Genomic DNA, 8,632 nt, shown 5'->3' with positions numbered 1-8,632 from the left:
TTAGCTTGAACGAAGAGAAAGCCGCGTCATTTAGGCGCAGTCGGTAACATGCCCTTATAGGGCTAGAGCAAACCACCCGCTATGCGGGTGGTTCTGATTTTCTCCCGTTTTGCTTAATTTGCAAAATACCCACATAATGATGATCAACTAACGAAAACCAATAAACATATATTATTTTTGGTTCCAAATAAGCTCCGTGATATTCAGTTTCCCAGAGGTGAGTGTGCAGTTAACCAGCTTTACTGATTATGGATTACGTGCCTTGATTTATATGGCCTCTTTACCAGCAGGCCAAATGACGAGTATTACAGAAGTCACTGAAGTTTATGGTGTCTCACGTAACCATATGGTAAAGATCATCAACCAACTGAGTCACTTAGGGTTAGTAAATGCTGTCAGGGGAAAAAATGGCGGCATCAGTTTAGGGAAACCTGCCAACGAGATCAGAATTGGTGATGTGGTTCGCTCATTGGAGCCTCTGTCATTGGTTGATTGTAGTGCCTGTCAAATCACGCCTGCATGTCGCTTAAAGTCAATCTTGAATCAAGCGGTAGAAAATTTTTTGGAAGAGTTGGATAAACATACTGTGGCCGATATGGTCAAAGACAATCGTCCCCTTTATCAATTACTTTTAGTTAAGTGAAGCAAGGGGATAAACAGCTTGCTGATGACAATAGAGGAATGACGATGTCAAAAGATCCTTTTCAGGAACGAGAGGCTGCAAAATACGAATCTCCTATCCCAAGCCGTGAATACATCTTGGATATCATTTCTAAACATGCCACTCCGGTAAGCCGTCAGGAACTAGCACAAGAACTTCAGTTAACCACTCCAGATGCACTGGAAGCATTGCGCCGCCGTTTGCGGGCAATGGAACGTGATGGACAGTTGGTTTTTACCCGTCGGCAATGTTATGCGTTGCCAGATCGGCTGGATTTATTGAAAGGTACGGTGATTGGACACCGTGATGGCTATGGTTTTCTACGTGTGGAAGGCCACAAAGAAGATTATTTCCTGCCAGCCGAGCAGATGAAAATGGCGATCCACGGTGATGTGGTACTGGCACAGCCTTTGCGACCAGACAGAAAAGGCCGCATTGAAGTGCGTATCGTGCGGGTTTTGGAGCCAAAGAGTAGCCAGATTGTTGGCCGGTATTTTATGGATGCGGGCATGGGATTTGTCGTCCCTGATGATAGCCGCCTTTGTTTCGATATATTGATCCCAAAAGAAACAACTTGCGGGGCAAGAATGGGTAACGTCGTGGTGGTTGAATTGACAAATCGCCCGACTCGCCGGACTAAAGCCATCGGCAAAATTGTTGAAGTGCTGGGTGAGACCATGGGAACAAACATGGCGGTTGAGATTGCGCTGCGTACCCATGAAATTCCACATAGCTGGCCGCCATTGGTAGAAAAACAGATTGTTGGTTTGGATGAACATGTACCGGAATCGGCCAAACAAGGTCGTGTAGATTTACGCGCGTTGCCATTGGTGACGATTGATGGCGAAGATGCACGAGACTTTGATGATGCAGTGTATTGCGAAAGAAAACGGGGTGGTGGTTGGCGATTGTGGGTAGCGATTGCTGATGTCAGTTACTATGTTCGCCCGCAAACTGCTTTGGATATAGAAGCACGCAGCCGTGGAAACTCGGTTTATTTCCCATCCCAAGTTGTACCTATGCTGCCGGAAGTGCTGTCTAATGGATTGTGCTCCCTCAATCCAGAAGTTGATCGCCTATGTATGGTGTGTGAAATGACTGTGTCCGCCCAGGGCAAACTCTCTTCCTATAAGTTTTATGAAGCGGTGATGAATTCACATGCTCGTTTGACTTATACAAAAGTCTGGAAGATTTTGCAGGGTGATCAAGAATTGCGTGAGCACTACATGCCGTTGGTTCAACATATTGAATATCTGCATGAGCTTTATCAAGCATTGGAACACGCACGTGAACAGCGTGGCGCTATTTCGTTTGAATCGGAAGAAGCCAAGTTTATCTTTAATGCAGAGCGTCGCATTGAGCGTATAGAACCCGTTGTACGCAACGATGCGCATAAACTTATCGAAGAGTGTATGATCTTAGCGAACATTGCCGCAGCTCGCTTCGTTGAAAAACACCATGAACCCGCGTTATATCGCATCCATGATCGACCAAAAGAAGAGAGTATCCTGAACTTGCGGTCAGTCTTCAATGAGTTGGGATTGAGCTTGTTGGGTGGCATGACGCCAGAACCGAAAGATTATGCGCAATTGATGAAACAAGTCGCGAATCGACCAGATCACGAATTACTGCAAACGATGCTGTTGCGCTCTATGAAGCAGGCGATCTATGAGCCGGAGAATCGGGGGCATTTTGGTTTAGCATTACGCTCTTATTCTCACTTCACTTCGCCAATCCGCCGTTACCCTGATCTGGCTCTGCATCGAGCGATCAAATACTTATTGGCACAAGAACAAGAAAAGTGTGCTGTTGAACATCGCGGGATGCCAACAGGAGGTTGGCACAACGATATGGAACAGATGCTGCAATTGGGTGACCACTGTTCCATGACTGAGCGCCGTGCTGATGAAGCGACAAGGGATGTGGCCGACTGGCTGAAATGTGATTTCATGCAAGATCAGGTGGGTAATATTTTCACCGGACTGATTACCAGCGTGACAGGTTTCGGTTTCTTTGTCCGCTTAAATGATCTGTTTATTGACGGCTTGGTACATGTTTCGACGCTGGATAACGATTATTATCGGTATGATAACGTCGGCCAACGTTTGATTGGTGAGTCTTCTGGAACAACTTATCGCCTCGGTGATGAAGTAGAGATCCGCGTGGAAGCGGTTCATATGGATGAACGTAATATTGATTTCACCTTACTTTCAACAACCCGTAAAGCGCGTCATCAGGGGAAAACAGCACGCGATAAGGCGAAAAAAGGTACGCCAGAGCGTAAAAATGGTAAAAAAGGCCGTGATCATAAAAAATCAGCCAATTTTGAGCCAGATAGCGCCTTTCGTAAAAAGAAAAGTACGGAAAAGCCTAAAGAGGCTAAGTCGTCAGGCAAAAAGAAAAAACCGTCAAACAAGACTAAAAAAATTGCGGCAAAACTGAAAGCGAAGCGTGCGAAAAAAAGTGAAAGCTGATTGTTAGGAAAAACTAGGCAGTAAAAATTAATCCATACAATCATCAAATAGGGCGGATCTTGCCGCCCTCTATTTTAGATATCTTAAAATATCAGTGAATCAGGTATCAGTCAGTCATGAGTGAAATTATCTACGGTATCCATGCCGTTAAAGCTTTGCTGGAGCGCGATCCACAACGTTTCATGGAAGTTTATGTGCTGAAAGGGCGTGAAGATCGCCGTTTAACCCCATTATTGCAGGAGTTAGAAGGTATCGGTATTGCGGTACAAATTGCCAACCGCCAATGGTTGGATGCCCAAGCAGAAGGTGCCGTCCATCAAGGGATCATTGCCCGCGTCAAGCCAGGACGCCAATATCAGGAAAATGATCTGCCGGATTTGTTATCTCGGCTGGAGCGCCCATTCCTGCTGGTATTGGATGGTGTCACTGATCCACATAACCTGGGAGCTTGCTTGCGTACAGCGGATGCGGCGGGGGTTGATGCAATTATTGTTCCTCGTGATCGTTCTGCACAATTGAATGCTACCGCCAAAAAGGTGGCTTGTGGTGCGGCAGAAAGTGTACCGCTGATCCGTGTTACTAACCTTGCCCGGACATTGCGTTTACTGCAAGAACACAATATCTGGATTGTCGGAACGGCGGGTGAAGCCACGCATTCTGTATACGAAAGCAAGTTGATTGGTCCGATGGCTCTGGTGATGGGGGCGGAAGGAGAAGGTATGCGCCGATTGACTCGCGAACATTGTGATGAATTGATCAGTATCCCCATGGCAGGTTCAGTCTCTTCTTTGAACGTATCGGTTGCAACAGGGGTATGCCTGTTTGAAATCGTACGTCAGAGAAGTGCCCGGTAATTCTTTATTGAGTTTTTTGTATTGTACGGGTATAGTGACGCGTCGATTTTTCAGCCGTACTAAACACGTTCCTTGCCTCCATGGGCCACGGCTGACCCTGACAGGAGGCTGAATAATCCGTAAGGAGCAATCAATGCGTCATTACGAAATCGTTTTTATGGTCCATCCTGACCAAAGCGAACAAGTTCCGGGCATGATCGAGCGTTACAGTGCGACTATCGCTAACGCGCAAGGTCAGATTCACCGTCTGGAAGACTGGGGTCGTCGTCAACTGGCTTACCCAATCAACAAACTGCACAAGGCTCACTACGTTCTGATGAACGTTGAAGCGCCACAAGAAGCGATTGATGAACTGGAAACTAACTTCCGCTTCAACGACGCCGTTATCCGCAGCATGGTTATGCGCGTTAAGCACGCAATAACTGAAGCATCACCAATGGTTAAGGCTAAAGACGAACGTCGCAGCCGTGATCTGGTCTTAGAAGAAGACTTGGTTGATGATGCTGATGAAGCTGGGGATTCTGAAGAGTAATTACCGTGACAACTAATCGTTTGGTGCTCTCAGGCACAGTGTGCAAGGCACCGATACGAAGAGTCAGTCCATCTGGTATTCCACATTGTCAGTTTGTGCTTGAACATCGTTCACAGCAGCAGGAAGCCGGATTTAGCAGGCAATCATGGTGCAGAATGCCCGTTATTGCCAGCGGACAGTTGTTACAGGAATATACTCACAGTATAACGGTCGGCAGTCGAATAACGGTTTCAGGATTCATTAATTCCCATTATGGGCGCAATGGTCTTAGTAAACTGGTTCTACATGCCGAGCAGATTGAATTGATAGATTCTGGAGACTAGCCAAATGGCACGTTATTTCCGTCGTCGCAAGTTCTGCCGCTTTACCGCGGAAGGCGTACAAGAGATCGATTATAAAGATATTGCTACGCTGAAAAACTACATTACCGAAAGCGGTAAAATTGTACCAAGCCGTATTACTGGCACTCGTGCAAAATACCAGCGTCAGCTCGCTCGTGCTATCAAGCGTGCGCGCTACCTGTCTCTGTTGCCTTACACTGATCGCCATCAGTAATAGGTTCAGTCCATTAACGACTTTGAGAGGATAAGGTAATGCAAATTATTCTGCTTGATAAAGTAGCGAACCTGGGTAGCCTGGGTGACCAAGTTAACGTTAAAGCGGGTTATGCCCGTAACTTCTTAGTACCACAGGGTAAAGCTGTTCCTGCAACTAAGAAAAACATCGAATTCTTCGAAGCGCGCCGTGCTGAACTGGAAGCTAAACTGGCTGACGTTCTGGCAGCAGCACAAGCTCGTGCAGAGAAAATCAGTGCACTGGGTTCTGTCACTATCGCTTCTAAAGCAGGTGACGAAGGTAAGCTGTTTGGTTCTATCGGTACTCGTGATATCGCTGATGCAGTGACTGCTGCTGGCGTTGAAGTATCTAAGAGCGAAGTTCGCCTGCCTAACGGCGTTCTGCGTACTGTTGGTGAACACGAAGTTCACTTCCAGGTACACAGCGATGTATTCGCACAGTTGAACGTTAACATCGTTCCAGAAGCTTAATCGTTGATTAGCTGAAGAACATGTGACAAAAAACGCTGGCATTGCCGGCGTTTTTTGTTTTGTGTCGTAAAAACATGCCCCCAAACATAAGGCCTGGTAGCAGTTATACTTCAAGAATTGGTGCCTTACATTATTATTACCCACTTTAACGCGTTTACCCATCCAGACAGTGCTGTTATGCTTGAGCCTTCACTCATTTAATAACAGGTATTTTCATGACAAAACCTTCTTTTGAGTCTATTGAAGCGCGGGCGAGTTACGGTATTGGTTTGCAGGTTGGGCAACAATTACAGGAATCTGGTTTACAAGGGTTAGAACCAGAAGCCCTGTTAGCAGGGTTGTGTGATGCGCTGGAAAGCCGTTCTCCTGCTATTCCGGTAGAAGAACTGCATCGTGCGCTACGTGAGATACATGAACGTGCTGATAGTGTTCGTCGTGAACGTCAGCAGGTGATGGCAGAAGAAGGCAAAAAATTTCTGGCAGAAAACATTCAGCGTGAAGGCGTAAGCAGCACTGAGTCTGGTCTGCAATTTTCTGTTCTGACACAAGGTAATGGCGCTATTCCCGCTCGTACTGACCGTGTTCGTGTTCACTACACGGGTCGCCTGATCGATGACACCGTATTTGATAGTTCAGTACAGCGTGGTACACCAGCAGAATTCCCTGTTAGCGGAGTGATCCCTGGTTGGATTGAAGCGTTGACCTTAATGCCAGTCGGTTCCAAATGGGAACTCTATATTCCGCACAATCTGGCGTATGGTGAGCGTGGAGCAGGTGCATCCATTCCTCCCTATAGCACGCTGATCTTCGAAGTGGAATTATTGGAAATTCTGTAACTTATTGAATAGCCGGTTAGCCGGCTATTACCCAAAATCGGTTTCGATTTGCAGCATAGCCAAAAGTTGCAATTTGAGAGCATTAAGGGGATAGCTGAACAATGAATGCAGAGGTGTATGATGCTACAACAGATCTGCCAATTGGCACGGGAAGCAGGCGCGGCGATCATGGAGGTCTACCAGGATGAGCAACCGTTGCAAGTAGAGCATAAAATGGATGATTCACCTGTTACTGCCGCGGATATTGCCGCCCATAAGATCATTAAAGCAGGATTGTTGCGCATTGCACCTGATATCCCGCTGGTATCAGAAGAAGAACCACCGTCATGGGAAGAGCGGAAAAATTGGCAGCGTTATTGGCTGGTTGATCCATTGGATGGTACGAAAGAGTTTATTCGCCGCAATGGCGAGTTTACTGTTAATATCGCATTGATAGAACAAGGTATACCTGTGATGGGAGTTATCTATGTCCCTGTACAGGATGTCTTATATTCAGGACAAGGGCGTCAGGCGTGGAAAGAAGCCAATGGTCAGATGCTTCCGATTAAAGTTATGCCAGCGAAACCGCCAGTCGTGGTAGTCAGTCGTTCTCACAAGGATGATGAGGAGTTGCAGGACTATCTTTCCCAGCTAGGGGTACACGATACACTTTCGGTCGGATCTTCACTCAAATTCTGTATGGTTGCAGAGGGAAAAGCACAACTTTACCCACGCTTTGGGCCGACCAACATCTGGGATACGGGTGCAGGTCATGCCATTGCTATTGCTGCGGGGGCACATGTGATGGATTGGGAAGGGAAAACACTCAATTACACGCCGCGTGAATCTTTCCTGAATCCAGGATTTAGAGTCAGTGTTTTTTGATGCTGAAGTGATATATTAAGGTGATAATGGTTCACAATGGGAGAACCATTATCACTATTCAGCATTGAATAGGCTATTTTTCCAATTCTTCTTTAATTAGGCTGATCACATGTGTAATGTCTTCGTTACTTAACTTGCCATCTTTGACGAATTTCACCTTACCATCTTTATCCAGCACAATGACTGCTGAACTTTTGGGTTCCAGTCCCCAAGCCTTTTTAACCAGGCCGTTACTATCGACAATGAATTGTGACCACGGGAACTGTTTTTTGCTGTCTTCAATACTATTGCGAACAAAAACGCTAGTACCAAAAATAGCATCATCGGTATTCACGATGCTGGTGGTTTGATACTTGTCCTTAGGTAAATCAGCATCCTTCAATGCCTGAATCAAGAGATCATTCATCTCTTTTGCGGAACTACGACCGGCAATATGCTGGATTGTTCTGACTTTTCCCGATAGTTCAGTATTGCTCCAATTTTGGTAGCTGAACTTACCATCGTTTAACAACAGTTCACCTTTATCTGTCACACTGACAGGGGGAACAGGTTGTTCTAAGGTAATGTTATGAGCGAACGCAAATATTGGCGTTATACTCAATATTGCAGATAACACGATTTTTATTAAAGTGTTGTTTTTAAACATATTTTCTCCTTATTTATCATGGTGTGGCATGTTATCAGGGAATGACATATTCAGCATAGCGCTTGTTAACTGGTCTGTCCTCAGTAAAATAAACAATTTGATAACATTTGAAGTGAGATATAAGTAAACAAAAGGGAGATGAAATATAATACTTATTAATATCATAATGTTACATCAAAACAGAGATTGAATCTTAATATTGAGGGGAACAAATTTCTATATACGTAGTCTATACAGTTGGCATAACCACGATGCATCTTCTGATTCATTGGCTAGTTATCCAGCAGCAATAGAATAGTACCGTAAGAAGCATGGGAGGAAAAAACAGAGATGAAAATCTTTCGCCATTATAACCCAGTGAAAATTGCTCTCTACGTAAAAACCCTATTTCGTGGGCGGTTATATATTAAGGACATGGGTGCTTTTGAATTCAATTATGGAAAGATTTTACCCCCGAAAATCAAAGATAAACGCCATTTCCATGTAATGAGTGAAGTCAATCAGCAAGTATTGCGCTTACAGACCGAAATAGGGTGATTGTTTGTAACTTCTCATCGACTAATGGTAATAAAATCAATACATAACATTAGTATAATAAACGGCCTTGTGGCCGTTTTTTGATTATGGCTTTAGCCAGTTTAAGATGCGTTAGCTTCTTAAACATAAAACCATATATGGACACCGACTCAATGCAAGTGGGCAACCTATTTTTCTTTTTT

Annotated in this window: 11 protein-coding genes; 10 read left to right on the top strand and 1 reads right to left on the bottom strand. The window is 45.1% G+C overall.

What is annotated here, in order from left to right:
* The first annotated feature begins 223 nt into the window (after positions 1-223).
* The 9 genes from nsrR to cysQ all read left to right on the top strand — a co-directional run bounded on the left by nsrR (position 224) and on the right by cysQ (position 7,267).
* Entirely contained in the window at positions 224-643 is a 420-nt protein-coding gene (gene nsrR / locus Xentx_RS14790; protein WP_074021071.1) for a nitric oxide-sensing transcriptional repressor NsrR, read from the top strand.
* A gap of 44 nt (positions 644-687) precedes the next feature.
* Positions 688-3,135, top strand: a complete 2,448-nt coding sequence (gene rnr, locus Xentx_RS14785) for a ribonuclease R (protein WP_074021070.1) — start codon at positions 688-690, stop codon at positions 3,133-3,135.
* A 116-nt stretch (positions 3,136-3,251) separates the two neighbouring features.
* Complete coding sequence (rlmB, locus tag Xentx_RS14780; protein WP_074021069.1) at positions 3,252-3,989, top strand: 23S rRNA (guanosine(2251)-2'-O)-methyltransferase RlmB; 738 nt, start codon at positions 3,252-3,254, stop codon at positions 3,987-3,989.
* A 133-nt stretch (positions 3,990-4,122) separates the two neighbouring features.
* A complete protein-coding gene (gene rpsF, locus Xentx_RS14775) occupies positions 4,123-4,521 on the top strand; it encodes a 30S ribosomal protein S6 (RefSeq protein WP_074021067.1) in 399 nt (132 codons plus the stop codon).
* Between the two features lie 5 nt (positions 4,522-4,526).
* Positions 4,527-4,844 (top strand): primosomal replication protein N, encoded by a 318-nt coding sequence (gene priB, locus Xentx_RS14770; RefSeq protein WP_074021066.1) that lies wholly within the window; start codon positions 4,527-4,529, stop codon positions 4,842-4,844.
* A gap of 4 nt (positions 4,845-4,848) precedes the next feature.
* Positions 4,849-5,076, top strand: a complete 228-nt coding sequence (gene rpsR, locus Xentx_RS14765) for a 30S ribosomal protein S18 (protein WP_000135199.1) — start codon at positions 4,849-4,851, stop codon at positions 5,074-5,076.
* 38 nt (positions 5,077-5,114) lie between these two features.
* Positions 5,115-5,567 (top strand): 50S ribosomal protein L9, encoded by a 453-nt coding sequence (gene rplI, locus Xentx_RS14760; protein WP_074021064.1) that lies wholly within the window; start codon positions 5,115-5,117, stop codon positions 5,565-5,567.
* Positions 5,568-5,782: 215 nt separating this feature from the next.
* Positions 5,783-6,403: a BamJ family beta-barrel-assembly machinery protein gene (gene bamJ, locus Xentx_RS14755; protein ID WP_074021063.1), complete on the top strand. Its 621-nt coding sequence runs from the start codon at positions 5,783-5,785 to the stop codon at positions 6,401-6,403.
* Between the two features lie 120 nt (positions 6,404-6,523).
* Positions 6,524-7,267, top strand: coding sequence for a 3'(2'),5'-bisphosphate nucleotidase CysQ (cysQ, locus tag Xentx_RS14750; protein ID WP_074021061.1), 744 nt, complete (start codon positions 6,524-6,526; stop codon positions 7,265-7,267).
* 73 nt (positions 7,268-7,340) lie between these two features.
* On the opposite strand, the gene Xentx_RS14745 is transcribed toward cysQ, so the two are convergent.
* Positions 7,341-7,913, bottom strand: a complete 573-nt coding sequence (locus tag Xentx_RS14745) for a YtfJ family protein (RefSeq protein WP_074021060.1) — start codon at positions 7,911-7,913, stop codon at positions 7,341-7,343.
* A 330-nt stretch (positions 7,914-8,243) separates the two neighbouring features.
* Between Xentx_RS14745 and Xentx_RS14740 the strand changes: the two genes are divergently transcribed.
* Positions 8,244-8,450, top strand: a complete 207-nt coding sequence (locus tag Xentx_RS14740; protein WP_074021057.1) for a DUF1107 domain-containing protein — start codon at positions 8,244-8,246, stop codon at positions 8,448-8,450.
* Positions 8,451-8,632 lie beyond the last annotated feature (182 nt).

This window comes from Xenorhabdus thuongxuanensis, assembly GCF_001908095.1.
In the GTDB taxonomy this organism is placed as follows: Bacteria; Pseudomonadota; Gammaproteobacteria; order Enterobacterales; family Enterobacteriaceae; genus Xenorhabdus; species Xenorhabdus thuongxuanensis.
This window is presented reverse-complemented; position numbering and strand designations above follow the sequence as displayed.